The organism is Amycolatopsis sp. NPDC004625, from assembly GCF_040609695.1.
Taxonomy (GTDB): Bacteria; Actinomycetota; Actinomycetes; order Mycobacteriales; family Pseudonocardiaceae; genus Amycolatopsis.
This window is the reverse complement of sequence record NZ_JBEXKX010000015.1, coordinates 125,506-149,727: the sequence shown is the minus strand read 5'-3', so window position 1 is coordinate 149,727 and position 24,222 is coordinate 125,506. Positions and strand designations below refer to the sequence as shown.

Sequence of the window (24,222 nt, the reverse complement as noted above, 5' to 3'; positions counted from 1 at the left end):
CGAACAGATGTTCGATGGGAGTGGTGATGACTGACCAGGTGGAGCCGAATCCCGAGAAGGACCCGAGCGACTGGACGACCGGCGACGAGCCGATGACCGGGCCGCAGAAGTCGTACCTGCAGACGCTGGCGCAGGAGGCCGGGGAAGAGGTGCCGGACGGGTTGACGAAGGCGGAGGCGTCGGAGCGGATCGACGCGCTGCAGAAGTCGACGGGCCGGGGAACGTGAGGAGCTGAGCGTGGCGGGCCGGGTGGTCCGGGGATGCCGAAGGGCCGGGCAGAAGGTGATCGGCGAACTGCGGGAGCGTCGCGACAGCTGACCGCTCAAGCCGCCGCGGGCAGGGCAGCGCCCGTCACGCGGAGGAGGAACTCGGCGTTCGAGCCGGTCTTGCGGAGCTGGTCGAGGAGCTGCTCGATCGCGTGCGGCCCCGGCAACGCGCGCCGAACTTCGCGCATCGCCGCGAGTTCGCCCGGGGTGACCAGCAGTTCTTCGCAGCGGGTGCCGGACGCGGCCACGTCGACCGCCGGGAAGACGCGGCGCTCGGCGGCCTTGCGGTCGAGCTTGAGTTCGGCGTTGCCGGTGCTCTTCAGCTCCTCGAAGAACACCGTGTCGGCCAGGGAACCCGTCTCCACCAGGGCCGTGGCGACGATGGTCAGGGACCCGCCGCCCTCGACGTTCCGGGCGGCCCCGAGGATCCGCTTCATCGGCTGCAACGCCGCCGCGTCGACGCCGCCGGACAGCGTGCGGCCGGAGGGGCGCGCCGACAGGTTGTAGGCGCGGCCGAGCCGGGTCAGGGAGTCGAGCAGGAGGACGACGTCTTCGCCCTGCTCCACCAAGCGTTTCGCGCGCTCGACGGTGAGTTCCGCCACCGCGACGTGTTCGGCGGGCGGCCGGTCGAAAGTGGACGCGATCACTTCGCCGCGCACGGTCCGCTGCAGCTCGGTGACCTCCTCCGGCCGTTCGTCGGCGAGCAGGACCAGCAGCCGGCAGTCCGGGTGGTTGACCGACAGGCCGTGCCCGATTTCGCTCAGCACCGTGGTTTTCCCGGCTTTCGGCGGCGAAACGACGAGGGCGCGCTGCCCCCGGCCGAGCGGGGTGACGAGGTCGATGACGCGGGACAGCAGCCGCGCCGGCGTGGTTTCGAGCAGCAGCCGGCGGTCCGGGTGCACCGGGACGAGGTCGGCGAACCGCGGCCGCGGTTCGGCCGGGTCGGCCCCGTTGACGCTGGTGATCTGCTCGGTGGTGCCGGTGATTTCGTCGCCCGGCCGCAGGTTGTGCTTGCGGACGAGGGCGAGCGGGAGGGCGACGTCGTCGGGCGCCGCGCGGTAGCCGGGCCGGACGTAGGGGGTTTTGCCGGACAGGTCGAGGATTCCGTGGAAGGACATGGGTGTCTCCTGATGAGGTGATCGGCCCGCGCGAAGACGGCGGTGGCCGTAGCGAAAGGAAAGAGGCCGAGTGGCCTGGATCCGAGGGAGCTGCCTCCGGGCGGCCGAGGGGCCGGCATCCGCGAGGAGCACCTCCACTGTAGCGAGACATCTCACGAAGCACAACGGGTAAGACGCGGTGGCGGTGGGTAGTCCACCGGAGAAGCCCGCCGAAACGGGGGAACCGCGGCTGACTGATGGGAGCGAATCGTGTATCGACAAACTCCGGAAACCGGCGTCGATACGGGCGAGCAGATCGACGCCGACCAAGCCGGGACCACGGCACCCGAGCGCACCGGCGCCGGACCCGTGGTCGCCCCGGCCTTCGAAGAACTGGCGCCGGCCCTGCCCAACGAGATGGCCGGTCTGCGCCGCAAGCTGATCCAGTGGCTGAACGAGCTTCCGCTCGACCCGGACAGCACGCACGACATCACCCTGGCGACGTACGAGGCCCTGGCGAACGTGGCGGCCCACGCCTACCCGGACGGCCACGGCTGGGCCCGCCTCCAGGCCGGCCGATCAGGCGACACGGTCACGGTGACGGTGACGGACACGGGTTGCGGAATCCCGGCAACCCGCCCCCGCACGGCGGGCCTGCGCACCTCGGGCGGCCGCGGCCTGCTGCTGATCGACCAGGTGACGGACCAGTCCGAAATCGACAGCAGCGCCCAGGGGACGGCGGTCCGCATGACATGGCGCCCGCCCGCCCTCCGCAACGCCGACCCGGCCTGAGCAATCGGGCCCGCCCGCCGGCTCGGGAAGACCAGCCGGCGGGGGCAGCAACTCCGCCCCGGCGAACCTTCACCCGCCAGTGGCGATCCAAGCCGGCCGAACCCGGCCAACCCCCTGCCGCACCAAGGCGGCCGCGCCCCACCCTCGCGGGCGCGGCCGCCCCGGCACCCCTCGGTTCCCGCCCCCCTCAAGCCACCTCGGCGAGCCGCACCAGCCGGTTGCGCGGGTACGAAACCAGCTCCCGCTCCTCGTCCGTGGTGAAGATCTCGACGGAATCCTCCCGCACCTCCGCCGAAGTCACCTGCAGCTGCCACGCGGGCAGCCCCGGCGCCGGCTCGTGCCAGAACCACTGGCCCTTGGTGAGCTGGTGCGCCGGGACCGTCGCGTCGTCCGTTTTCATGTGCTGAGGCTATCCGTCACCACCGACAGTTTCCGCACGGCCTCGGCCGGGCCGGCGTCCACTGTGATCACCGCCACCGGCTACCCCACCGCGCAGGTCACCGTGGGCGGGGTCAGGTTTCCGCCGTGCTGGACCGTGAAGCCGATGACGTTGCCGCTGCCGTTCGGCCTCGCCGTCAGCACGTAACCCGTGCTGTCCCACGTTCCCGTGTAGTTCCAGCTGCCGATCACCTTCTGCGGGGCGTGGAACGTGATCGTGAGGACCCAGTTGTTCGTCCCCGACACCGTCACCTGGCCGTTGAACCCGACGTTCCACTCCGCCGTCTTCAGGTAAGCCGCCGAGCAGGGTGCCGGTGAGGCCGTGGTGGTCGTCGGCGTGGTGGTGCCGCCGTCCGGGGGCGTGCCGCCGTTCAGCGCGTCGAGGACCGCCGTGTACGCCTCCTTCTTCTGGCCGTTTCCGTCGAACAGCAACGGGGTCGCCGACGCCCGCCACGAATCCGTGTCGCGGATACCCCACGTCGTCATGCCGGTGCAGCGCGCGACCGCCATGCACGCCTGCGTCACCGTGCGGAAGTTGTTCGCCTGCGCCGTTCCCGAGCCCTCGACGTCCAGCTCGGTGATCTGCACGTCGACGCCGAGGTCGGCGAAGTTCTGCAGGGTCGTGCGGTAGGTGGACGGCACCGGGCTGTTGCTGTTGAAGTGCGACTGGAAGCCGACGCAGTCGATCGGGACGCCGCGGGCCTTGAAGTCCTGCACCATGCGGTACACCGCCTGGGTCTTCGCCTGGTTCCAGTCGTCGGTGTTGTAGTCGTTGTAGCAGAGCTTCGCGTCCGGGTCGGCCGAGCGCGCGGCGCGGAACGCCGCCTCGATCCAGTCGTCGCCGGTGCGCTGCAGGTTCGAGTCGCGCCGGGCGCCCGAGCCGCCGTCGGCGAACGCCTCGTTCACCACGTCCCAGGCGTAGATCTTGCCCCGGTAGTGCGACGCCACCTGCGTGATGTGGTTGAGCATCGCCTGCCGCAGCGCAGAACCCTCCATGCTCTGCATCCAGCCCGGCTGCTGGGAGTACCAGGCCAGCGTGTGCCCGCGCATCCGGGCGCCCTGGCTCGCCGCCTGGCTGACGATCCGGTCCGCGTTGGCGTAGGAGAACTGGCCCTGGGACGGCTCGGTCGCGTCGATCTTCATCTCGTTCTCCGGCGTGATCATGGAGAACTCGCGGCTCAGGATGCCGGTGTAGACGCTGTCGGACAGCTTGCTCGCCGACACCGCCGTGCCGAAGTACCGCCCGGTCCGGGCCGCCGCACCGCCCAACGTGGTCCCGGACGGCGGCGTGGACGTCGTCGTGGTGGGAGTGGTGGGAATGGTCGGCGTCGTCGTGGCCGGGCCGCCGCTGTTCAGGCCGAGGAAGGTGATCGCGTACGCCACCATCCCGTTCTGCGGCAACGCGTGCCCGGCGCCCTGGACGCTGACGCCTTCGACCGGCGCCTGCGTGCCGGTGCCGCCGTAGCGGGTGCGCGTCCAGCCGGACTGCGGGGAGTCACTCGACGACGGCGTCTGGCTCACGCCCTGCAGGTTGGTCCACTGCTTGATCTCCTCCCCGAAGTTCGGGTAGCGCAGCGTGTCGTCGGCGGTGCCGTGCCACAGCTGCATCCGCGGGTACGGGCCGCTGCGCCCGCCGCTCATCTGCCGGGCCTGGTCGCCCCACTGCTGCGCGGACTTGGTGATCTGGCCGTTCGCGCACTGGCTGTTCCAGCTGGACCCGTCCGTGGTGCCGAAGCAGCCGGCGGGCACGCCCATGAACGCCGAACCGGCCGCGAACACGTCCGGGTACTCGGCCGCGAGCACGTTCGTCATCATCGCGCCCGAGGAGAACCCGGTGACGTACACCCGGGACGAGTCGACGTTGTAGCGCTGCTTGGCCCAGGCGACCATGGAGAGGATGCCGACCGGGTCGCTGCCGCCGCCGCGGGTGAGGGCCTGCGGCGAGGAGACGTCGAAGCACTGCCCGCTGCGGGTGGCTTCCGGGAACACGATGACGTACCCGTACTGGTCGGCCGCGGTGACGTAGTCGTGGGCGTAGCCGTTGAACACCGCCGACGCCGAACCGGTGCAGTAGTGGATCGCGACGAGCAGCGCCGGGCGCGCGGCGACCCGGTCCGGGACGTAGGTGTACATGTTCAGATTGCTGGGATTGCTGCCGAAGTCGGTGACCCGGGTCAGCGTGGCCGCGGACGCCGGCTGGGCCGCCACGACCAGCACGATGGCCGCGGCGATCGCCAGCACGGCGGCGGAGAGGGCCGTGAGGAGTCTTCGCACTCGAGGAATCCTTTCCGGGAGCGGGGAAGGAACTGCGATGATGGTTCGTCGCCGGTCCCGGCCGGTCAACGATTATCGGGATGTTTCGCCACCTTTCGAACGGCTCACCGATCGGCCGCGGCGCCCGGGTTCTGGCAGGATTCCGGGATGACCGAGCTCCTGCTGGGCCCGCTGCTGCGGCACGTGAACGCCGACTCGGCGACGATCTGGGTGGAGACCGCCGGTCCCTGCGAAGTCGCCGTGGCCGACGCGACCGCCCGGACGTTCGAGGTCGCCGGCCACCACTACGCCCTCGTCGTGCTGACCGGGCTCGAACCGGGGCGCAGCACGCCGTACGAGGTCCGGCTCGACGGCACCCTGGTCTGGCCCGAGCCGGGCAGTCCCCTGCCGCCGAGCCGGATCCGGACGCTCGCGCCCGGCGACCCGCGGTTCCGGCTGGTGTTCGGGTCCTGCCGCAAACCGCGGGAGCAGGACGCGCTCGGCCCGGACGCGCTCGCCGCGTACGCCCACCGGATGGCCGGGCTCGACGAGGCCGAATGGCCGGAATCGCTGCTCCTGCTCGGCGACCAGGTCTACGCCGACGAAACGACCGGCGCGACGCAGGAGTGGCTGGCCGGGCGGCGCGACACGAGCCGGCCGCCGGGCAAGGAGGTCGCCGACTTCGAGGAGTACTGCCACCTGTACTCCGAAGCCTGGTGCGACCCCGCGGTGCGCTGGCTGCTGTCCACCGTGCCGACGTCGATGATCTTCGACGACCACGACGTCCGCGACGACTGGAACACCTCGCAGGCCTGGCGCGAGCAGATGGCCCGGACGTCCTGGTGGCAAGAGCGGATCCGGGGCGCGCTGGTCTCGTACTGGGTCTACCAGCACCTGGGCAACCTCGGGCCGGACGAGCTCGCCGAGGACGACCTCTACCAGCACGTCACCAAGTCGGGTGAGGACAACGCCGCGGTGCTCCGCGCGTTCGCCGACCGGGCCGACCGGGAGGCGGACGGCGCCAAGGGCACCCGGTGGTCCTACCGGCGCGACTTCGGGCCGGTCCGGCTGCTGGTCATCGACTCGCGGGCCGGCCGGATCCTCGCGGGCGGGCAGCGGTCGATGATCGGGGACGAGGAGTTCCGCTGGATCGAGGACCAGGCCTCCGGCCCGTTCGACCACCTGCTGATCGGCACGTCGCTGCCGTGGCTGCTGCCCACGGCGCTGTCGGCGGCGCAGTCGGTGAACGAGCGGCTCTGCGCCCGGCCCGGGATCGTCGGGCGGGCCAGTGAGTGGTTGCGGCAGCTGCTGGACCTGGAGCACTGGCCGGCGTTCCGGACGTCGTTCGAGCGGCTGGCGAAGCTCATCGCCCGGGTCGCGGACGGGGGCCCGGCCTCGGTCAACGTGCTCTCCGGCGACGTGCACCACGCCTACGTCGCGCAGGCGGAGTTCCCCGGCGGCACCGCCGCGCCGGTCCACCAGCTGACCTGCTCGCCGGTGCACAACACCGTGCCGTGGTTCATGACCCGGCTGTTCCGCGCGGGCTGGTCGCGGCGGCTGACGCGGGTGAGCGAGTGGCTGGCGCGCCGCACCGGGGTCCCGCCCGCGCCCCTTTCGTGGCGCTGCGTGTCCGGGCCGCACTTCGGGAACGCGGTGATGGAACTGGACGTCGACGGGCGCACGGCCACGGCGAAGCTGGTGTGGCCGGAGGAGGACGGCGAGCCGATCCGGCTGACCTGAGGGTGGGTGCGCCGCGGCCACCCTCCGCCGCGCGATCCGGGTTAGCCTCGGATCATGGCCGCGGAAAACTCGCTCGGGGAGTTCCTGCGGGCCCGCCGTTCCCAGGTGGGCCCGCAGGAACTCGGCCTGCCCGCGGGCGGGCCGCGCCGGGTCGCGGGGCTGCGCCGCGAGGAGGTGGCGGTGCTGGCCGGGGTCAGCACCGACTACTACGTCCGGCTGGAGCAGGGCCGCGAGCGGAACCCGTCGGCCCAGGTCGTCGACGCGCTCGCCCGCGGGCTGGCGCTGGACGAGGAGGCGACGGCCCACCTGCACCGGCTGGCCCAGCCGGTGCCCCCGCGCCGCCGGCGCGCCCGGCGGCCGGAGCGGGTCAGCCCGAACCTGCTGCGCCTGCTGGACGGCTGGCCGGACACCCCGGCGGTGGTCCTCGGCCCCTGCCTCGAGGTGCTCGCGCACAACGCGCTGGGCGAGGCGTTGTTCGCCGGGCACACCCACAGCGGTGACCTGGTCCGCCTGGTGTTCCTCGACCCGGACGCCCGCGCGTTCTACCCGGACTGGGAGCGCGTGGCGGTCAACACGGTCGGCGGCCTCCGCGCGGCCGCCGGGATCGACCCGGACGACCCGCGGCTGATCGAGACGGTCGGCGAGCTGTCGGTCAAGAGCGCGGACTTCCGCCGGCTGTGGGCGCGCCACGACATCCGGCAGAAGACGCACGAGACCAAGCGCTTCCACCACCGGCTGGTGGGCGAGCTCGAGCTGAGTTACGAGGCGCTGACCGTGAACAGCGCGCCCGGCCAGCAGCTCATCGTGTACCAGGCCGAGCCGGGCAGCCCGTCGGAAGCGGCGTTGGCGCTGCTGGGCAGTCTCGCCGCTTCCTGAATCCCCGTTTCCTTCCACAATGGACGGAGTACTTCGTCGTGCCCGAAAACGCTGTCTGGTTCATCACCGGCTGCTCCGGCGGCCTTGGCCGGGCCTTGGCCGAAGCCGTGCTCGGCCAAGGCCTGTGTGCGGTCGTCACCGCCCGCGACCCGGCGCGAGTCGCCGATCTCGCCGCCGCGCACGGCGACCGCGCGCTGGCGCTGCCGCTCGACGTCACCGACCACGCCCAGGTCGTCGCCGCGGTCGAGCGGGCCGAAGCGGTGTTCGGCCGGATCGACGTCCTGGTCGGCAACGCCGGCTACGGCTACCTCGCCGCGGTCGAGGAAGGCGAGGACGCCGAGATCCGGAAGCTGTTCGACACCAACGTGTTCGGCCTCGCCGACGTCACCCGGGCGGTGCTGCCGGGCATGCGGGCCCGCCGCAGCGGGCACGTCGTCACCGTGTCGTCCCTCGGCGGTCTCGCGGCCTTCGGCGCCACCGGCTACTACCACGCGACGAAGTTCGCCGTGGAGGGGTTGTCGGAGTCGCTGGCCGCGGAGGTGGCGCCGCTGGGCATCAAGGTGACCATCGTCGAGCCCGCCGCGTTCCGCACCGGCTGGTCCGGGCCCTCGATGCGGCAGTCGGCGATCCGCATCGACGACTACGCCGAGACCGCGGGCGCCCGGCGTGAAGCGACGCTCGCCACCTACGGCCACCAGCCGGGCGATCCGGTGCGCGCCGCCGAAGCGATCATCGCCGCCGTCGGCAGCGACGAGCCGCCGCTGCGGCTGCTCCTCGGCCGCGCCGCCTACGACATCGCGACCGCCCGGCTCGGCACCCTCCGCTCCACTTTCGACACCTGGCGCGAAACCACCCTCGGCGCCGACTACCCCCAGGAGGAAACCCCGTGAAGACCGTCCTCATCACCGGTGCCAGCAGCGGCATCGGCCGCGCCACCGCGCTGCGGCTGGCCCGCGACGGCCACCACGTCGTGCTCGGTGCCCGGCGCGAAGACCGGCTGGCCGCCCTGGCCAAGGAGATCCACGACGCCGGCGGCACCGCCGACGTGCACCGCCTCGACGTCACCGACCGGGCCGACGTCGCCGCGTTCGCCGACACCGCCGTCGAGGCCCACGGCCGGATCGACGTGTTCGTCGCGAACGCCGGCGTGATGCCGTTGTCCCGGTTGGACTCCCTGCACGTCGACGAGTGGGACCGGATGATCGACGTCAACGTCCGCGGCCTGCTCCACGGGATCGCGGCCGTCCTGCCGCACTTCCGGCGGCAGGGGGGCGGGCACTTCGTGACGATCGCCTCCACCGGCGCGCACGAGGTGGTCCCGACGGCCGCGGTCTACTGCGGCACCAAGTACGCGGCGCGGGCGATCACCGAGGGCCTGCGGCTGGAGGCCGAGCCCGGCATCCGCGTGACGACCGTCTCGCCCGGCGTCACCGAGTCCGAACTGGCCGGCACGATCACCGAACCCGGGGCGCAGGAAGCGATGCGCGCCTACCGCGCGGTCACCCTGCCGGCGGACGCCATCGCCGGAGCCGTGGCGTACGCGGTCGGGCAACCGGACGACGTCGACGTCAACGAGGTCATCGTGCGGCCCACCGCGCAGCGGTAGCCGTTCTGCCGCGGCTCGTCGTGAGTGGTAAGGCGCGTTCTAACGCGCCTTACCACTCACGAGCGGGCGAGCGGGAGGGCGGGCGGGCTCAGCGCTCCAGTTCGGCGATGACGCGCGGGATCTCGGCCACCAGCTCGCGGGCCAGCAGGCCGGTGCTGCCGGTGTCCGGGATCAGCCGCTGGCCGGCCACCGCGTGGACGTGCGTCGCCCAGCAGGCCGCCTGGTCGGCGGCCGCGCCGCGCGCCAGGAAGCCGCCCGTCAGGCCGGCCAGCACGTCCCCGCTGCCCGACGTCGCCAGGCCGATGTGGCCGCTGCCGTCGCGCCACGTGCGGCCGTCCGGCGTAGCGACGACACCCATCAGGAGGACCACTCCCCCGTAGCGGCCGGCGATCCGGACCGCCGTTTCCCGGTCGTCGACGTCCTTTTCCTCGCAGCCGTCGAGGAACGCGGCTTCGACCCGGTTCGGGGTGAGCAGCACCCGGCCCGCCAACGGTTCCGCCAGGGCGGGGTCCCGGCTGAGCGCGCCGAGCGCGAACGCGTCGAGCACCACCTTCGCGTCCGGGGCGATGGCGGGCACCAGGCGCCGCAGCAGCTCTTCGGTTTCCGAAACGCCGGTCAGACCGGGACCGACCACGACGGTGGCGGCGTCGGGCAGCACGTCGGCCAGCCGGTCGGCGGCGTCCGCGGCGATCGCGCCGGAAGCGGTTTCCGGCAGCCCGAAGACCGACGACTCGGGCACCGAGACGCCGGTCGCCGTCGCGTGCCGTTCGGCGACCGCCAGCTGCAGCGTGCCGGCCCCGGCGCGCAGGGCGGCGGTGCCGGACAGCGCCGGCGCGCCCGGGACGGTCCGGGCGCCGCCGACCACGAGCACCGTTGCGCGGTCTCCGGTGCCGATCCGCCAGTCCCGCAACAGCGCGGGGCTGATCGGCTCAGGAGAGCTGCTGCGCGGCATCGTCGTCCGCCGTCGGCGGGGTGTCGGTGGCGTGCAGGTGGCCGACCTCCTGGGCCAGCACCATGGTGAACCCGCCGTCGCGGTCGCGTTCCCAGGCCGTCACCGACCCGTTCGGGACCTCGGTGGCGTCGGCCGCGCGCAGCAGGTCGGGCTCCGGCAGTCCTTCGAGGAGGTAGCGCAGGGCGAACACCGTCATCTCGTGCGCGGCCAGCAGAACGCGCTTTCCCGCGTGCTCCGCGCTCAGCTCGGCGAGCAGGGATCGCAGCCGCAGCACGACGTCGGCCCAGGACTCCCCGCCCGGCGGCCGGTAGTAGAACTTGCCCAGCCGCCGCTTGCGCCGCAGTTCGTCGGGCCACCGCTCGCGGACGCCGTGGGAGGTCAGCAGATCCAGCACGCCGAGCTCGCGGTCGCGCAGCCGTTCGTCCGGGACGATCGGCACGCCGCCGGGCGCGGCCAGCCGGGCGGTGTCCCACGCCCGGCGGTAGGTCGAGGTGACGACGAGGTCCGGCGGCCGGTGCGCGAAGAACTTCCCGGCGGCCGACGCCTGTTCCCGGCCCAGGTCCGTCAGCGGCACGTCGGCGTCGCGCTCGGCGATGTCGATCACGTCCGCCTCCGCCGCCTCCGCTTCTTCCCGCGCCACGTTCCCGGTGCTCTGGCCGTGCCGCAGCACACCCACCCAGTCCAAGTCGACCTTCACGCCGCCCTGGTTACCCCGCGGGACCCGCCGTCGAAACCCGGGATGGTTAGGCCCGCAAACCACTTGCGGCTAGGGTCGTTCCATGTCGCGAAGCCTCGACGCCCAGAACCGGCTGCAGCAGCTGGAGGCGATCCTCGGTGCGCCGTCCGGGCACCTGGGGCTGGCCGAGGTCCTCGCCGAGACCCTCCAGCGCCTGTGCGAGGTCATGGCCGTCGACACCGCGACCGTGCTGCGGTACCAGCCCAGCGGCCGTCAGCTCGTCGCGTTCGCGGCGGCCGGCATCGAGGAGGAAGTCCACCAGGGTGTCCGGGTGCCGGTCGGCAGCGGCTTCGCCGGCCGGGTGGCCCTCGAACGGGTGCCGGTCATCCTGGACCACGTCGACGAGACCACCGTCGTCAACTCCCTGCTCTGGGAACGCGGGCTGCACTCCATGCTCGGCGTGCCGATGATCGCCGGCAGCGAGCTCGTCGGGGTGCTGCACGTCGGTTCGGTCGCGCTCCGGCAGTTCGGCGAGGCCGACGTGGCCACCATGCAGCTGCTCGCCGACCGCCTCGCGATGGCGATCCAGGTGGAGGCCCTGGAAGAGAACCGCACCGCCACCATGGCGCTGCAGCGCAGCCTGCTGCCGAGCACCCTGCCCGAGGTGTCCGGCCTGACCTTCGGCGCGCGGTACGTGCCCGGCGCGGAAACCGGGCTGGGCGGTGACTGGTACGACCTGTTCACCCTGCCGGGCGACCGGCTCGGCGTGGTGATGGGCGACGTCTCCGGCCACGGCCTCGACGCGGCGGTGATCATGGGACGGCTGCGCAGCGCCCTGCGCGCCTACGCCCTCGACAGCGAAAGCCCCGCCGAGGTGCTCGCCAAGCTCGACCGCAAGGCGAACCACTTCGAGCACGGGGCGATGGCCACGGTGGCCTACGGGATCGTCGGGCCGGACCGCGAGGCGCTGACGCTGTCGCTGGCCGGGCACCTGCCGCCGGTGCTGGCGGCGCCCGGCGAAGCGGGCCGGCTGGTCGACGCGCCGCCGGATCCCCCCATCGGGTTGACCATCGGGGTGCCGGAGCGGCGGACGACCGTCGTCGAACTGCCCGAGGACGCGGTGCTGGCGTTCTACACCGACGGCCTGGTGGAGCGCCGGGACCGGCCGGTGGACGCCGGGATGGCCCAGCTGGCGGCGACCGTGCGCGCCGGTGACCCGGACCGGGTCTGCGCGCAGATCATGGCCGCGATGATCGGCAACCGGGCGGCCCAGGACGACGTCGCCCTGCTGGCCATCCGGCGCCTGAGCGTCCCGGCCGGCAGCTGACGCGGCCGGGACGGCCTCGGTCAGGACCCGGCGAGCGCCGCGTCCCGGGTCGGGAACAGCGAGAGGCTGTCCTCCAGCCCGGTCAGCTGGATCGGGCGCAGGGTGGCCCGGCCGGACGCGACGATCCGGACCGCGGTGCCGGTGCCGGCGTTGCGGTGGATCGTCAGCAGGGCGGTCAGGCCGGGCGAAGCGAGGAACTCGACGCGGCTCAGGTCGACCACCAGCACGGGCGGCTGCTCGGCCAGTGCCGCGTCGGCGGCCTGCACGAGGGTCGGCGCGGTGGTCGTGTCCACGTCCCCGGCGACCTCGAGGACGACCGCTTCCCCTTGCTCCGTTCTGGCGATCCGGAATTCCCCGAACGGCACAGCGGTGGCCGAGCTTTCGATGTGGGTGGGCTCGGTCATGACGTTTTCTCCTCGCCTTCGGCAGCTCCACCGGTCTCCGGTGGGCGTGCGTGATCACGAAGGCTGTCTGCTCAACCGCTGTCAATCATGCCTGCCCGGGCGACACGCCGCCGCGTCAGCACCCCTCGCGCTTTTCGCCACGTCCCCGAACAGGCAGGATGGGCACCATGAGCGAAAGGGACGTGACCGGGGACGCACTCGGCGACGCCACCGGCTCCGCGGGGTCGGTGGCGCTGGAGAGCCTGGACGGTGCGACGGTCCTGCGCGTCGCCGGCGCGCTCGACCTCGCACTCGCGCCGAAACTGCGCCGGCTGGCCGAACACGCGACCCGGCTGGGCGACCGGCTGCTCGTCATCGACCTCACCGGCGTCACCTTCCTCGCTTCGGCGGGCATGGCCGAGCTCGTCCGCGCGCACCGCGGCACCACCGCCTCGGCGCCGCTGCGGGTGGTGGCCAGCGGCCGGATCGCGCTGCGCCCGCTGGAACTGACCCGGCTGGTCGACGAACTCGCCATCTACCCGTCGCTGTCCGAGGCGCTGGTGCGCTGATGACGTCGCCGCCGGGGTTCGACGCCGTGCTGGAGGCGGTGCGCCGCGCCTTCGCCGCCGACGACGGCGCGCCGGCCGCCACCGCGGTCCGCCCGCTCGCGCCGGCCGAGGTGGCCGCGGTGCTCGGCGACCACGTCGCGCTCGCGGTGACCGACCGCGCGGTGCTCGCGGACCTGGTCCCGGGCGCGGCGATCACCGGCGCGATCGCCGTCGCCGCCGACGGTGGCCGGCACGGCGCGTTGGTCTATACCACCGCAGCCACCGGTGCGACGCCCGCCGCCCTCGCCGCCGCCATCGAGGCCGCCACCGCGGACCTGGCCGGCACGGTCCGGCGGCTGCGCAGCGAAGCCGCGGTGCTCGACGCGCTGCACTCCACCGGCCGCGAGCTGACCGCCCAGCTCGACATCGACCGGATCGTGCAGGACGCGACCGACGCGGCCACGAAGGCGACCGGCGCCGGGTTCGGCGCCTTCTTCTACAACCTGGTCGACGAGTTCGGCGAGTCCTACACGCTCTACACGATTTCCGGGGTGCCGAGGGAGGCGTTCGCCCGGTTCCCGATGCCGCGCAACACCGAGGTGTTCGCGCCGACCTTCGACGGCACCGGCACCGTCCGCAGCCCCGACATCACGAAGGACCCGCGGTTCGGCAAGAACGCGCCCCACCACGGGATGCCGGAAGGCCACCTGCCGGTGTGCAGTTACCTGGCCGTCTCGGTGCTCAGCCCGACCTCCGGCGAGGTGCTGGGCGGGTTCTTCTTCGGCCACCCGGAGCCGGACCGGTTCACCGCGCGCCACGAGTACCTCGCCGAGGGCATCGCCGCCTACTCGGCCATCGCGCTGGACAACGCCCGGCTCTACGAACGCGAGCGCAACCTCGCGACCGAACTGTCCCGCAGCATGCTGCCGGTCGCCCCGCCGACCCCGGGGCTCGACGTGGTCACCCGGTACCTGCCCGCGGCCACCGGCAGCAAGGTCGGCGGCGACTGGTTCGACGTCATCCGGCTGCCGTCGGGCGCCACCGCGTTCGTCATCGGCGACGTCGTCGGCCACGGCGTCACCGCCGCGACGGTGATGGGCCAGGTCCGGACGGCGGTCCGCAGCTACGCCCGGCTGGAGCTGCCGCCGTCGGAGGTGCTGCGCAACGTCTCCGAGCTGATCGGCGGGCTGTTCGGCGAAAGCTTCGTGACCTGCTTCTACGCGGTCCACCAGCCGTCCGACGGCACGCTGCGCTACGCGAACGCCGGCCACCTGCCGGCGATCATGATCCGCCCGGGCGAGCCACCCGAGCAGATCGGCGAAGCACTGGCGCAGCCGCTGGGGGTCGGCTCGGTGTTCCCCCAGCGGACGACCGGGTTCCCGGCGGGGGCGGACCTCGTGCTGTACACCGACGGGCTGGTCGAGAGCCGCACCCGCGACCTCACCCTCGGCATCGAATGGCTCCTGGCGGGTATCCCGGGCCTGCTGACCGCCGCCGACCTCGGCACGGCGTGGGACAAGCTCGTCGAGGAGCTGACCGGCGGACGGCACGACGACGACATCGCCCTGATCCACGTGCGCCACCGCGGAGAGGATGCCCCATGACGGATCCCCGCCCGCCGGGCGCGCCCGCTCCCCCGGTCTCGTTCCACCGGCGCACGGCCGCGGTGGCCGACCGCCTGCCGGACCTGCGCGAGGCGCTGGACCGCTGGCTGGCCACGCTGCACCTGGACGTCGAACGGCGGGAGGACATCGTCCTCGCCGGCTACGAAGCGATGGCGAACTCCGCCGAGCACGCCTACCCCGCCGGCGAAGCCGGCCCGGTCGACGTCCGGGCCGAAGCGCTGCCCGGGCGGCTCACCGTGACGGTCACCGACTACGGCACCTGGCGGCCGCCGGCGTCGACGAACGGGCTGCGCGGCCGCGGCCTGCTGCTCATCGACACCCTCGCCGACCACAGCGCCCAGGTGCACCGGGAAGACGGCACCACGGTCACCATGACGTGGCTGAACGGCGAAGCCCCGCTCGACTGAGCCTCGCACGCCCGGCAGCCTCGGCGGGGGTCGAGTATTCTCGGCCGGGGTCGCTTGAGCCGGGAGTGTGATGAGCGTCGGGGAAGAGGCCGGCCACCGGGCCGTTTTTCCCGGGACCAGCCGGATGGCCGCCCGGATGCGGGACTTCGACTGGACGTCGTCCCCGCTCGGCGAGCCGCGGGACTGGCCACCGAGCCTGACCACGGCCGTCCGGATCTGCCTCACCTCCCGCTTCCCGATGATCGTCTGGTGGGGACCGCAGCTGCGGTTCCTCTACAACGACGCCTACCTGCCGCTGCTGGGCACCAAGCACCCCGCGCTGGACAAGCCGGGGTCCGAGGTCTGGGCCGAGATCTGGCACATCATCGGCCCGATGCTGGACAGCGTGATGACCACCGGCGAAGCGACCTGGTCAGAGGACCTGCTGCTGCCGATGAACCGGCACGGCTACTGGGAAGAGACCTACTGGACGTACTCCTACAGCCCGGTGCACGACGACACCGGCGCCGTGCGGGCGGTGTTCACCGCGGTCTCGGACACGACCGAGCGCGTGATCGGCGCCCGCCGGCTGGCGACGCTGCGCGAACTCGGCGCCCAGGCCGGGATCGCCCGCACGGTCGGCGAAGCCTGCGAGCTGGTCGCCGGCCTGCTGGGCCACGCGGAGGCCGACGTCCCCTACGCCGCGATCCACATCCGCGGCGACGACGGCGAACCGGCGCTCGCGGCCGTCACCCCCGGCGGGGCCGGCGCGGGTGACGAGGCGGCGTGGCCGCTGAAGGAAGTGCTCGCCGACGGGATCCCGCGGACGGTGTCGGACGGGGTGTTCGGCGAGCTGCCGGCCGGCAGCTGGTCGACCCCGCCCGCCGAGGCGATGGTGCTGCCGCTGCCCGGTGACGCCGGGGACGCGCCCACCGGGGTGATCGTGCTGGCGGCCAGCGCCGGGCGGGCGCTCGACGAGTCCTACCGGACGTTCCTCGGGCTGGTCGCCCAGCAGACGACGGCGCTGGTCAACGGCGCGATCGCCTACCAGGTCCAGCAGCAGCGCGCCGAGGAGCTGGCCGCCCTCGACGCGGCGAAGACCACGTTCTTCGCCAACATCAGCCACGAGTTCCGGACCCCGCTCACGCTGATCCTGGGCCCGGCGACCGAACTCCAGGAGACCCTCGGCGACGCCGGCGACCGGGTGCGGGAGGAGGTCGACGTCATCCACCGCAACGCGCTGCGGCTCGGGCGGCTGGTGAACACCCTGCTCGACTTCTCCCGGATCGAGGCGGGCCGGATGCAGGCGCGGTTCGAACCGGTCGACCTCGGGACGTTCACCGGGGAGCTGGCGAGTGTCTTCCGCGCCGCGGTCGAGCGGGCCGGGCTGGTGTTCGAGGTCGACTGCGGCCCGCTGCCCGAACCGGTGCACGTCGACCGCGGGATGTGGGAGAAGGTCGTCTTCAACCTGCTGTCCAACGCGGTCAAGTTCACCTTCGACGGCGCGATCCGGGTCAGTGCCGGCCTGGACGGCGGGGACGCCGTGGTCGCCGTGTCCGACACCGGCACCGGGATCGACGCCGCCGAGCTGCCGCGGCTGTTCGAGCGGTTCCACCGGATCCCGTCGGCGCGGGCGCGGTCGAACGAGGGCAGCGGGATCGGCCTGGCGCTGGTGCGCGAGCTCGTCGGCATGCACGGCGGCAGCGTCGCCGTGGAAAGCACGCCGGGCGCCGGGACGACCTTCCGGGTCCGGGTGCCGCTGGGCACCCGGCACCTGCCCGCCGAACACGTCGTCGCGGAGCCGTCTTCCGGCGGGCTCACCGCGGAGACGGCGGACCCGTACGTGCAGGAAGCCCTGCGCTGGCTGCCCGACGGCGACCAGGCCGTCCGGCCCGCCCCCGCGGTGGCCGCGGGCGCCCGGGTGCTGGTCGCCGACGACAACGCCGACATGCGGGACTACCTCGTCCGCCTGCTGCGCGACGACTACGCGGTGACCGCGGTGCGCGACGGCGTCGAGGCGTTCGCCGCCGCGCGCGCCGAGCCGCCCGAGCTGATCATCAGCGACGTCATGATGCCGCGGCTGGACGGCCTCGGCCTGCTCACCGAGCTGCGCGGCGACGCGCGCACCGCCGCCGTGCCCGTGCTGCTGCTGTCCGCGCGGGCCGGGCAGGAGGCGGCCGTCGACGGCCTGGCCGCCGGCGCCGACGACTACCTGGTGAAGCCGTTCTCGGCGCGGGAGCTGCTCGCCCGCGTCCGCACGACCGTCCAGCTGGCGCGGCTGCGGTCGCAGCACACCCGGTGGCGCGCGGCGATGATCGAGTCCCTGCAGGAGGGCTTCTTCGTCTGCGACGCCGACGGCCGGGTCGTGGAGATCAACACGGCGTTCACCGAGCTGCTCGGGTTCGGCGGCGCTGACCTGCCCTACGCCCCGCCGTTCCCGTGGTGGCCGGACCCGGCCGCCGAACCCGCCGCCTTCGGCCAGGTCGCCGGCGCCTTCGGCGGGGCGTGGGACGAGCCGGGGGGCAGTTTCGTGCTGCCGATGCGGCACCGGGACGGGCACCGGGTGTGGGTCGCGCTCGCCTACAGCCAGCTGCACGACGACGAGGGCCGCCGCCGGCTCGTCGGCACGATCCGCGACGTCACCGCCGAGCGCTACGCCGACCAGCGCGAAAGCGCGCTCGCCTCGATGAACCAGCGCCTCGCCGGGATCAGCGGGACCCCGGAGGTGCTCCGCACCGCGCTCGACCTGGTGCGCGAGCTGTGGGACGCCCGGCGGGTCCTCGCGGTGACGTGGCCGCGGGACGGCGAGCCGGAGCTCGTCTCCACCGATCCCGGCGACCGGCGCTGGGCGGACCTCGCCGCGCCGCTGCGCGCGACGCTCGACGACGTCCGCGCGCTGCCGGCGTTGCACGCGACGCCGGCGGAGGGCGGTGCGGGCACCACGCTCGACCACCCCGGCGGCCGGCTGACGCTGTGGATCGAACCCGCACCGGGCCGTCCGCTCGGCACCGAGGACCGGACGCTGCTCGCGCTGCTGGCCGGGACGCTCGCGCACGCCCTGCGCCGCGCCCACCGCGACGACCGGCAGCGGGAGGTCGCCCTCGCCCTGCAGCGCTCGATCCTCGGCCCGGCCGAGCTGCCCGGCGGTTTCGCGGTGCGCTACGAGCCGGCGACCCCGCCGCTGGAGGTGGGCGGCGACTGGTACGACGTCATCGCGCTGCCCGGCGACCGGATCGGCATCGTCGTCGGCGACTGCGTCGGCCGGGGGCTGGCCGCGGCCGCGGTGATGGGCCAGCTGCGCAGCGCCTGCCGCGCGCTGCTGCTGGAAGCCAGCAGCCCGGCGCACACCCTGGCCGCGCTGGACCGGTTCGCCTGGCGGCTGCCGGGTGCCCTCTGCACCACCGTCTTCTGCGGGATCCTCGACCCGGCCACCGGCACGCTCACCTACAGCAGCGCCGGGCACCTGCCCGCCACCCTCGTGCACCGCGACGGCTCCGCGCAGGTGCTGGACGACGCCGGCAGCGTGCCGCTCGCCGTCCGCATCGCGGCGCCGCGGCCGGAGGCCACGGCGGTCGTGCCGATCGGCTCCCTGCTCGTGCTCTACACCGACGGCCTGGTCGAACGGCGCCGCGAGTCCCTCGACGACGGCATGGACCGGGCCACCACGGTCGCCCACGACACGCGCGACGCGGAACTCGGCGAGCTCGCGTCCGCGCTGATGGACCGGCTGCGCCCGGCCGACGGCTACGAGGACGACGTCGCGCTGCTGCTCTACCGCCGGTCGGTGCCCGCGCTGGACTTCGAGTTCGCGGCCCACCCGGACCACCTCGCCTCGACCCGCCACTGGCTGCGCGCGTGGCTGGCCAACGCGGCGCTCGAACCGGACCTCGCGCAGGACGTGCTCGTCGCGGCGGGCGAAGCCTGCGCCAACGCCGTCGAGCACGCCTACCTCGGCGGCGCCGGGGCGACGGCCCACCTGGCGGCCCGGCTCACCGGCGGGCACCTGGTCGTCACGGTGACCGACCGGGGCCGCTGGAAGCAGCCGCCGCCGGACAACCACGTACTGCGCGGCCGCGGCGTGCCGATGATGGAGGCGCTGACCGACTCGGTCGCCTTCCGGCACGACGCCGCCGGGACCACCGTCACGCTGGAATGGAGGATCGGTTCGTGACGACGGGACTCACGCTGGTCAGCGGCCCGGACGACGACGGCGACCGGGTGCTGGCCGTCACGGGCGAGATCGACATGAGCAACGCCGCGGAGTTCGGCTCGGCCCTGGACCGCGAGCTGGCGGCCGGCCCGGCGGTGACCGTGGACCTGACCGGGGTGACCTACCTCGACAGCGCGGGGGTCGCGGTGCTGTTCGACCGGGCGGGCGAGCACGACCTGCGGTTGCTCGCGCCGCGGCTGCTGGATCGGGTGCTGCGCGTGTCCGGGCTCACCCAAGTCGCGAAGGTGATGATCCGCTGAACGGTTGACCGCCGCCACACGGGGTAAGCGGGCGGTAGCGACGGCGGCCGGGTGGGTTGTGCTGCCGTCCGTCGCCAGGTGGCCCCGGCACCCAACCCACGACGTTCAGCAGCGAGCGACGGGCCGGAGTCACCGCCCCCTTCTCGTTCCGGTGTTGCGGAAGACGCGACAGACGCGGGTAAAGTGCTGCCGTTCCGTTGAAGCAGCAGCGGTCCGCAGCCGCAGCCACCCGGGACGGAGATGACCGCATGACCGGTGAACCGATCCGGGCCGAGCAGCTCGACGAGCTGACCGCCGCCATGGCCGATCTCACCGGCGCGCTGGAAGCCGAGCCCGGTGAGGCGGAAATCCTCGGCGCGGTCTGCGCCGAGGCCGTCCGCGCCATCCCGGGCGCCGACCTGGCGAGCATCACCGCGATCCGGGACGGCGAACCGGAAACCGCGGCCTCCACCGACGAACTCGCCGTCGAAATCGACCGCTTCCAGTACGCGGCGGGCGAAGGGCCGTGCCTGCGCGCGGCGGAAACCGGCGAGGTGGTGCGGCTCCCGCTGGCCACGGCCGGGGCGGCGTGGCCCGAATTCACCGCACGCGCGCTCGAACTCGGCGTCGGCAGCTACCTCGCCGCGCCGCTGCGCGTCGACGAGCACCTGTCCGGCGCGCTCAACCTGTTCGGCTACGGCGGCCACGGCTTCGCGGAGACCGACTCGCGGCTGCTGGAGCTCTACACGACGGTCGTCTCGTTCGGGCTGCGGACGACGCGGCGCTACCACCGGGCCCGGCAGCGGGCCACCGAACTCGAGGCGGCGATGCGGTCGCGGGCGGTGATCGAGCAGGCCAAGGGCATCCTGATGGCCGTGCACCGGATCAGCGCCGACGACGCGATGAAACTGCTGGTCACCGAATCACAGCGGTCCAATGTGAAGCTCCGGGACGTCGCGACCCGGTTCGTCGTGGACCTGTCCTCGGCCCGCTCCCCCGGCTGAGGCGCTCAGGCGCTGCGGCGGGCCGGGAACGGCCAGGTGAGCGTGAAGACGGTGCCGTTCTCGGTCGAGCGGAGGTCGAGCCCGTCCACCAGGGCCTGGATCAGGCGCAGGCCACGGCCGTCGTCGGCGCGCTCGGCCAGCGTCGCCCACCGGCCCTGGTCGGCGACGGTCACGATCAGCACGTCCTGGTCGATCCGCGCGCGGACGTCGATCAGCCCCGGTTGCCCGTGGTAGGCGTGGTCGAGCACGTTGGCCATCGCTTCCCAGCAGGCGAGGACGACGTCGTCGGCCTGCCGCCCGACCTCGTCCCCGGCGCGCCGCCGCAACCACGAGACCAGGTGCCGGCGCAGGCTCGGCAGCGTGCGTGGCGAAATCGTGCCGCGGTACCGCCATCCGTCCGATCCCGGCTCTTCCACGTTCACCTCCTCGGGGGATTTCAGGTTTGCTACCCACGAGTTCGGATTCTCAATCACCGCGAGCGGCGTCCTGGCGCCGTTCGGACCTGGTGCCCGCCGGGGCGGTCGTGATCGGATGGGCGGATGATTCGGTCGACGTCGTCCGTGGTGCTGTGCGCGGTGCTCGCCGCGACCCTCCTGCCCGCCCCCGCTTCCGGCGCCACCACCGTGGCGCCCGGACCAGGGGCTGTGTCGCACTTCGGCCTGGCCCGCAAGGACTGCCTCGGCACCGCGCGGAACACCACGAGCAAGGCGTGGTTCACCGTGGCGGGCGGCGTGCTCTCCGACGTCTACGCGCCGGTGATCGACAACACGAACGTCGAAACGCTGCAGTTCGCCGTCACCGACGGGCGCAGCTTCACCGACCTGCAGGCCCGCGACATGACCTACACGGTCCGCACGAGCGCGGGCGGGATGGCGTGCGAGGTGACGTCGACGCCGCGCAGCGGGCGGTACCGGCTGGTCACCGAGTACCTGGCCGACCCGGCCCGGACCGGCGTGCTCATCCGCACCCGGCTGGAACCGCTCGGGGGTTCCGGGCGGGACCTGAAGGTCTACGTGCGGTTCGACGCGAGCATCAACGGCAACGGCGGGGGCGGCCCGGCGAACGGCGGCGGGGACACGGCCACCGTGGACGCGGCGACGTCCGCGCTGGTCAGCGCCGACGCGAACACGGTGTCGAGCGCACCCGCCCGCGACTACGGCACCCCGCTGGCCGCCGCCCTGCGCGCCGACCACCGGTTCCTGGCCACCAGCAGCGGGTTCGCGGGCACCGCGGGCGACGGGCTGGCCCAGCTGGACCGCGACCACCGGCTCACCGACACCACGCCGTCGGCGGTGCAGGGCAACGTCGTGCAGACCGCGCAGCTGGACCTGCAGCCGCGCCGCCCGGCCGTGCTGGCGCTGGGGTTCGGCACGGACGCCCGGGCCGCCGTCGCGACGGCCGGCGCGAGCCTGCGCACGCCGTTCGACCAGAGCTACCGCCAGTACGCGCGTGAGTGGCGGGACTACGACAACGGGCTGATCCCGTTGCGGGGCAAGGACCCCTACGCCTACTACCAGTCGGTCAACGTGCTGAAGGCCAGTGAGGACAAGACGTTCCCGGGTGCGGTCGTGGCGTCGCTGGGCAGCCCGTGGGGCCAGGCGGTGTCCGCGGGCGACGCACCCGGCGGCAAGCCGGTCTACTTCGGTTCCTACCGCGAGATCTTCGCCCGCGACCTCTACGAAAGCTTCTCCGGGCTCTTGGCCGCCGGCGACCGCGAGACGGCGCGGGCGAGCGTCCGGTGGCTGTTCTCCCGCCAGCAGCAGCCGGACGGCCGGTTCCCGCGCAACTCCCTGCTCAACGGCAAGAAGGCGCCCGACTCCGGCGGTGACCAGCTCGACGAGAGCGCGTACCCGATCCTGATGGCGTTGCAGGCCGGCCTCGACCGCGACCGCACGCTCTACACCGGCCACATCCGGGCGGCGGCGGACTTCGTCGTCGCGCACGGGCCGGCGTTCGGCTCGGAGCGCTGGGAGGAACAGGGCGGCTACTCCCCCTCGACGATCGCCGCCGAGATCGCCGGGCTCGTCGCGGCCGGCGTGATCGCCGACCGCAACGGCGACAGTGCCCGCGCGAACGTCTATCGCGCCACCGCGGACCACTTCCAGCGCAGCGTCAAGGGCTGGACCGTGACGCAGAACGGGCCGTACGGCGGCCGGTACTTCCTGCGGCTGACCAAGAACGGCGATCCGAACTCGGAGTACATCTACAACCTGGGCAACGGTTCGGTCGACGCGGACCAGCGCGCGGTCGTCGACGCCGGGTTCCTCGAGCTGACGCGCCTCGGCGTGCTGCCGGCGAACGACCCGGACGTCGCCGCGTCGCTGGCCGTCGTGGACCGCGTGATCAAGCGCGACACCCCGGCCGGCCCGGGCTGGTACCGCTACGGCACGTCGGCGGCGGGCAGCGAGGACGGCTACGGCGACTGCTACGAGCCGGACCCGACGAACTGCGGCCCGACGGGCGCACCCTGGCCGTCGACGAACACCGGGTCCGGTCACCTGTGGCCGGTCCTCGCGGGCGAGCGCGGCGAGCAGGCGGTCCAGACCGGCGACCGGGCCGGAGCGGCGGCGCTGCTGCGCGCGATGCGGGCCCAGACGAACGGGACCGGCCTGATCCCCGAGCAGATCTGGGAAAACCCGGCGCTGCCGGCGTCGCCCTACGGATCGGACCCGCGGACGGCGTCGATCGGCTTCACCCCGGGCCAGTCCGTGGGCTCGGTGGCCCCGCTGAGCTGGGCGCAGTCGCAGTCGGTGCGCCTGGCCCGCGCCCTCGACGACGGCCGTCTCCCCGAACAGCCCGCCGAAGTCCGCTCGCGGTACGCGTCCGCCCCGCCTGCTTTGGCGGTCACGCTGGACGCGCCGGGCTCGGTGTCCACCGCCACGGCCCAGGTCACCGGCACCGCGCCCGCCGGCAGCCGCGTCGACATCGCGGTGTCCGCCACCGACGCAGGCACGACGACGGTGCTCTCGACCCGGGCGACGGCGGCGGGCACGTTCACCGCCACGGTGCCGACCCCCCTTGGCGCGAACGTCGTCACCGCAACCGCGACCGGCGCGGGAACGGGCTACGCGCAGAAGACGATCAGCTCGGACTTCGTCACCGGAACGGTGCTGCTGGACACGACGGACCCGGACGGCGACGACAACGGCCCGGGAACGTACGCGTACCCGACGGCGGGCGACTTCCACGCGGGCGCGTTCGACCTCCAGCGGTTCCAGGTCATCGACTCGGGCCCCACCCTGGTGTTCCGCGCCCAGGTCCGCGACCTGACCCCGACGTTCGGCTCCCCCCTGGGCGCCCAGCTGCTGACGATCTACGGCCACGACCCGGCCGCCGCGGCGACGTCGACGGCTCCGCCGTTCCCGAGCCGGGCGTACACGATCGCCCCGCAGGACGCGTGGAGCCGCCGCATCGAGGTCCAGGGCTTCGCGGAACCGGCACTCGTCGACGCTTCGGGTGCGGCGCTGGCAACGCCGTCGGTCCAGGCGTCGCAGGCCACGAGGTACATCACGGTCAGCGTGGCGAAGGCGGCCTTCGGCACCCCGGGTCCGGGCTGGACGTTCGCGGTGGTCCTGACCGGCCAGGACGGCAACTCCCCGGACCAGGCCCGGCCGTTCACCCCGACAGCGGGCCAGTACACCTTCGGCGTGTGCGCGGCGGGCGGCACGGCACCGATCTGCGCGGCGGACCCGGCGACGGCCCCCAAGGCGTTCGACGTCCTGACCCCGTCCGGCGTGGACCAGAAGCAGGAGCTGGACCCGACCCGCGGCCCGGTGACGGTGCGCGGGGTGCCGGTGGGCTGAC

At 73.4% G+C, this 24,222-nt stretch carries 21 protein-coding genes; 14 read left to right on the top strand and 7 right to left on the bottom strand.

The genetic code is table 11. From position 1 onward, the window contains the following. The first annotated feature begins 26 nt into the window (after positions 1-26). Positions 27-227 (top strand): DUF3072 domain-containing protein, encoded by a 201-nt coding sequence (locus ABZW17_RS19450; protein WP_354815496.1) that lies wholly within the window; start codon positions 27-29, stop codon positions 225-227. A 95-nt stretch (positions 228-322) separates the two neighbouring features. Here the strand turns inward: ABZW17_RS19450 and rho are convergent, their stop codons facing one another. After that, positions 323-1,384: a transcription termination factor Rho gene (gene rho, locus ABZW17_RS19445; RefSeq protein WP_354815493.1), complete on the bottom strand. Its 1,062-nt coding sequence runs from the start codon at positions 1,382-1,384 to the stop codon at positions 323-325. A gap of 249 nt (positions 1,385-1,633) precedes the next feature. Here rho and ABZW17_RS19440 point away from each other — a divergent pair, with 249 nt between their 5' ends. Then, the gene (locus ABZW17_RS19440; protein ID WP_354815490.1) at positions 1,634-2,155 is read left to right on the top strand and encodes an ATP-binding protein; all 522 of its coding nucleotides are present in this window, start codon (positions 1,634-1,636) and stop codon (positions 2,153-2,155) included. A gap of 187 nt (positions 2,156-2,342) precedes the next feature. Here the strand turns inward: ABZW17_RS19440 and ABZW17_RS19435 are convergent, their stop codons facing one another. Continuing rightward, a complete protein-coding gene (locus tag ABZW17_RS19435; RefSeq protein WP_354815487.1) occupies positions 2,343-2,555 on the bottom strand; it encodes a hypothetical protein in 213 nt (70 codons plus the stop codon). Positions 2,556-2,635: 80 nt separating this feature from the next. Further along, positions 2,636-4,867 (bottom strand): PHB depolymerase family esterase, encoded by a 2,232-nt coding sequence (locus tag ABZW17_RS19430; RefSeq protein ID WP_354815484.1) that lies wholly within the window; start codon positions 4,865-4,867, stop codon positions 2,636-2,638. A 147-nt stretch (positions 4,868-5,014) separates the two neighbouring features. Between ABZW17_RS19430 and ABZW17_RS19425 the strand changes: the two genes are divergently transcribed. From ABZW17_RS19425 to ABZW17_RS19410, 4 genes are read left to right on the top strand one after another with little or no spacing between them, the layout of a single operon-like run. Further along, positions 5,015-6,586 carry an alkaline phosphatase D family protein gene (locus ABZW17_RS19425; protein WP_354815481.1) on the top strand — a complete coding sequence of 524 codons (1,572 nt, stop codon included), beginning with the start codon at positions 5,015-5,017 and terminating at the stop codon, positions 6,584-6,586. 54 nt (positions 6,587-6,640) lie between these two features. Next, complete coding sequence (locus ABZW17_RS19420) at positions 6,641-7,462, top strand: helix-turn-helix transcriptional regulator (RefSeq protein ID WP_354815478.1); 822 nt, start codon at positions 6,641-6,643, stop codon at positions 7,460-7,462. A gap of 38 nt (positions 7,463-7,500) precedes the next feature. Further along, a complete protein-coding gene (locus ABZW17_RS19415) occupies positions 7,501-8,352 on the top strand; it encodes an oxidoreductase (RefSeq protein ID WP_354815475.1) in 852 nt (283 codons plus the stop codon). Then, the gene (locus ABZW17_RS19410) at positions 8,349-9,068 is read left to right on the top strand and encodes an SDR family oxidoreductase (RefSeq protein ID WP_354815472.1); all 720 of its coding nucleotides are present in this window, start codon (positions 8,349-8,351) and stop codon (positions 9,066-9,068) included. Before ABZW17_RS19415 ends, ABZW17_RS19410 begins: the two co-directional genes overlap by 4 nt. Positions 9,069-9,156: 88 nt before the next feature. On the opposite strand, the gene ABZW17_RS19405 is transcribed toward ABZW17_RS19410, so the two are convergent. Both ABZW17_RS19405 and ABZW17_RS19400 read right to left on the bottom strand, forming a co-directional pair. Next, positions 9,157-10,020 carry an NAD(P)H-hydrate dehydratase gene (locus tag ABZW17_RS19405; RefSeq protein WP_354815469.1) on the bottom strand — a complete coding sequence of 288 codons (864 nt, stop codon included), beginning with the start codon at positions 10,018-10,020 and terminating at the stop codon, positions 9,157-9,159. Further along, entirely contained in the window at positions 9,998-10,717 is a 720-nt protein-coding gene (locus tag ABZW17_RS19400; protein WP_354815466.1) for a histidine phosphatase family protein, read from the bottom strand. Before ABZW17_RS19400 ends, ABZW17_RS19405 begins: the two co-directional genes overlap by 23 nt. Before the next feature lie 82 nt (positions 10,718-10,799). Between ABZW17_RS19400 and ABZW17_RS19395 the strand changes: the two genes are divergently transcribed. After that, the gene (locus ABZW17_RS19395) at positions 10,800-12,023 is read left to right on the top strand and encodes a GAF domain-containing SpoIIE family protein phosphatase (RefSeq protein WP_354815463.1); all 1,224 of its coding nucleotides are present in this window, start codon (positions 10,800-10,802) and stop codon (positions 12,021-12,023) included. Positions 12,024-12,043: 20 nt separating this feature from the next. Here the strand turns inward: ABZW17_RS19395 and ABZW17_RS19390 are convergent, their stop codons facing one another. Then, positions 12,044-12,427: an STAS domain-containing protein gene (locus tag ABZW17_RS19390; RefSeq protein ID WP_354815460.1), complete on the bottom strand. Its 384-nt coding sequence runs from the start codon at positions 12,425-12,427 to the stop codon at positions 12,044-12,046. A gap of 167 nt (positions 12,428-12,594) precedes the next feature. Between ABZW17_RS19390 and ABZW17_RS19385 the strand changes: the two genes are divergently transcribed. The 6 genes from ABZW17_RS19385 to ABZW17_RS19360 all read left to right on the top strand — a co-directional run bounded on the left by ABZW17_RS19385 (position 12,595) and on the right by ABZW17_RS19360 (position 20,418). Continuing rightward, a complete protein-coding gene (locus tag ABZW17_RS19385) occupies positions 12,595-12,975 on the top strand; it encodes an STAS domain-containing protein (protein WP_354815457.1) in 381 nt (126 codons plus the stop codon). After that, entirely contained in the window at positions 12,975-14,558 is a 1,584-nt protein-coding gene (locus ABZW17_RS19380; protein ID WP_354815454.1) for a GAF domain-containing SpoIIE family protein phosphatase, read from the top strand. Before ABZW17_RS19385 ends, ABZW17_RS19380 begins: the two co-directional genes overlap by 1 nt. Beyond that, complete coding sequence (locus ABZW17_RS19375; protein WP_354815451.1) at positions 14,555-14,986, top strand: ATP-binding protein; 432 nt, start codon at positions 14,555-14,557, stop codon at positions 14,984-14,986. The genes ABZW17_RS19380 and ABZW17_RS19375 overlap by 4 nt, the downstream gene beginning before the upstream one ends. 70 nt (positions 14,987-15,056) lie before the next feature. Further along, entirely contained in the window at positions 15,057-19,136 is a 4,080-nt protein-coding gene (locus ABZW17_RS19370; protein ID WP_354815448.1) for a SpoIIE family protein phosphatase, read from the top strand. Then, positions 19,133-19,435, top strand: coding sequence for an STAS domain-containing protein (locus tag ABZW17_RS19365; protein WP_354815445.1), 303 nt, complete (start codon positions 19,133-19,135; stop codon positions 19,433-19,435). Before ABZW17_RS19370 ends, ABZW17_RS19365 begins: the two co-directional genes overlap by 4 nt. Before the next feature lie 248 nt (positions 19,436-19,683). Next, the gene (locus tag ABZW17_RS19360) at positions 19,684-20,418 is read left to right on the top strand and encodes a GAF and ANTAR domain-containing protein (protein WP_354815442.1); all 735 of its coding nucleotides are present in this window, start codon (positions 19,684-19,686) and stop codon (positions 20,416-20,418) included. 5 nt (positions 20,419-20,423) lie between these two features. Here the strand turns inward: ABZW17_RS19360 and ABZW17_RS19355 are convergent, their stop codons facing one another. After that, positions 20,424-20,834, bottom strand: a complete 411-nt coding sequence (locus ABZW17_RS19355) for an ATP-binding protein (RefSeq protein ID WP_354815439.1) — start codon at positions 20,832-20,834, stop codon at positions 20,424-20,426. Positions 20,835-20,957: 123 nt separating this feature from the next. Here ABZW17_RS19355 and ABZW17_RS19350 point away from each other — a divergent pair, with 123 nt between their 5' ends. Then, on the top strand, positions 20,958-24,221 hold the full coding sequence (locus ABZW17_RS19350; protein ID WP_354815436.1) for a glucodextranase DOMON-like domain-containing protein: 3,264 nt from the start codon (positions 20,958-20,960) through the stop codon (positions 24,219-24,221). The last annotated feature ends 1 nt before the right edge of the window (position 24,222 follow it).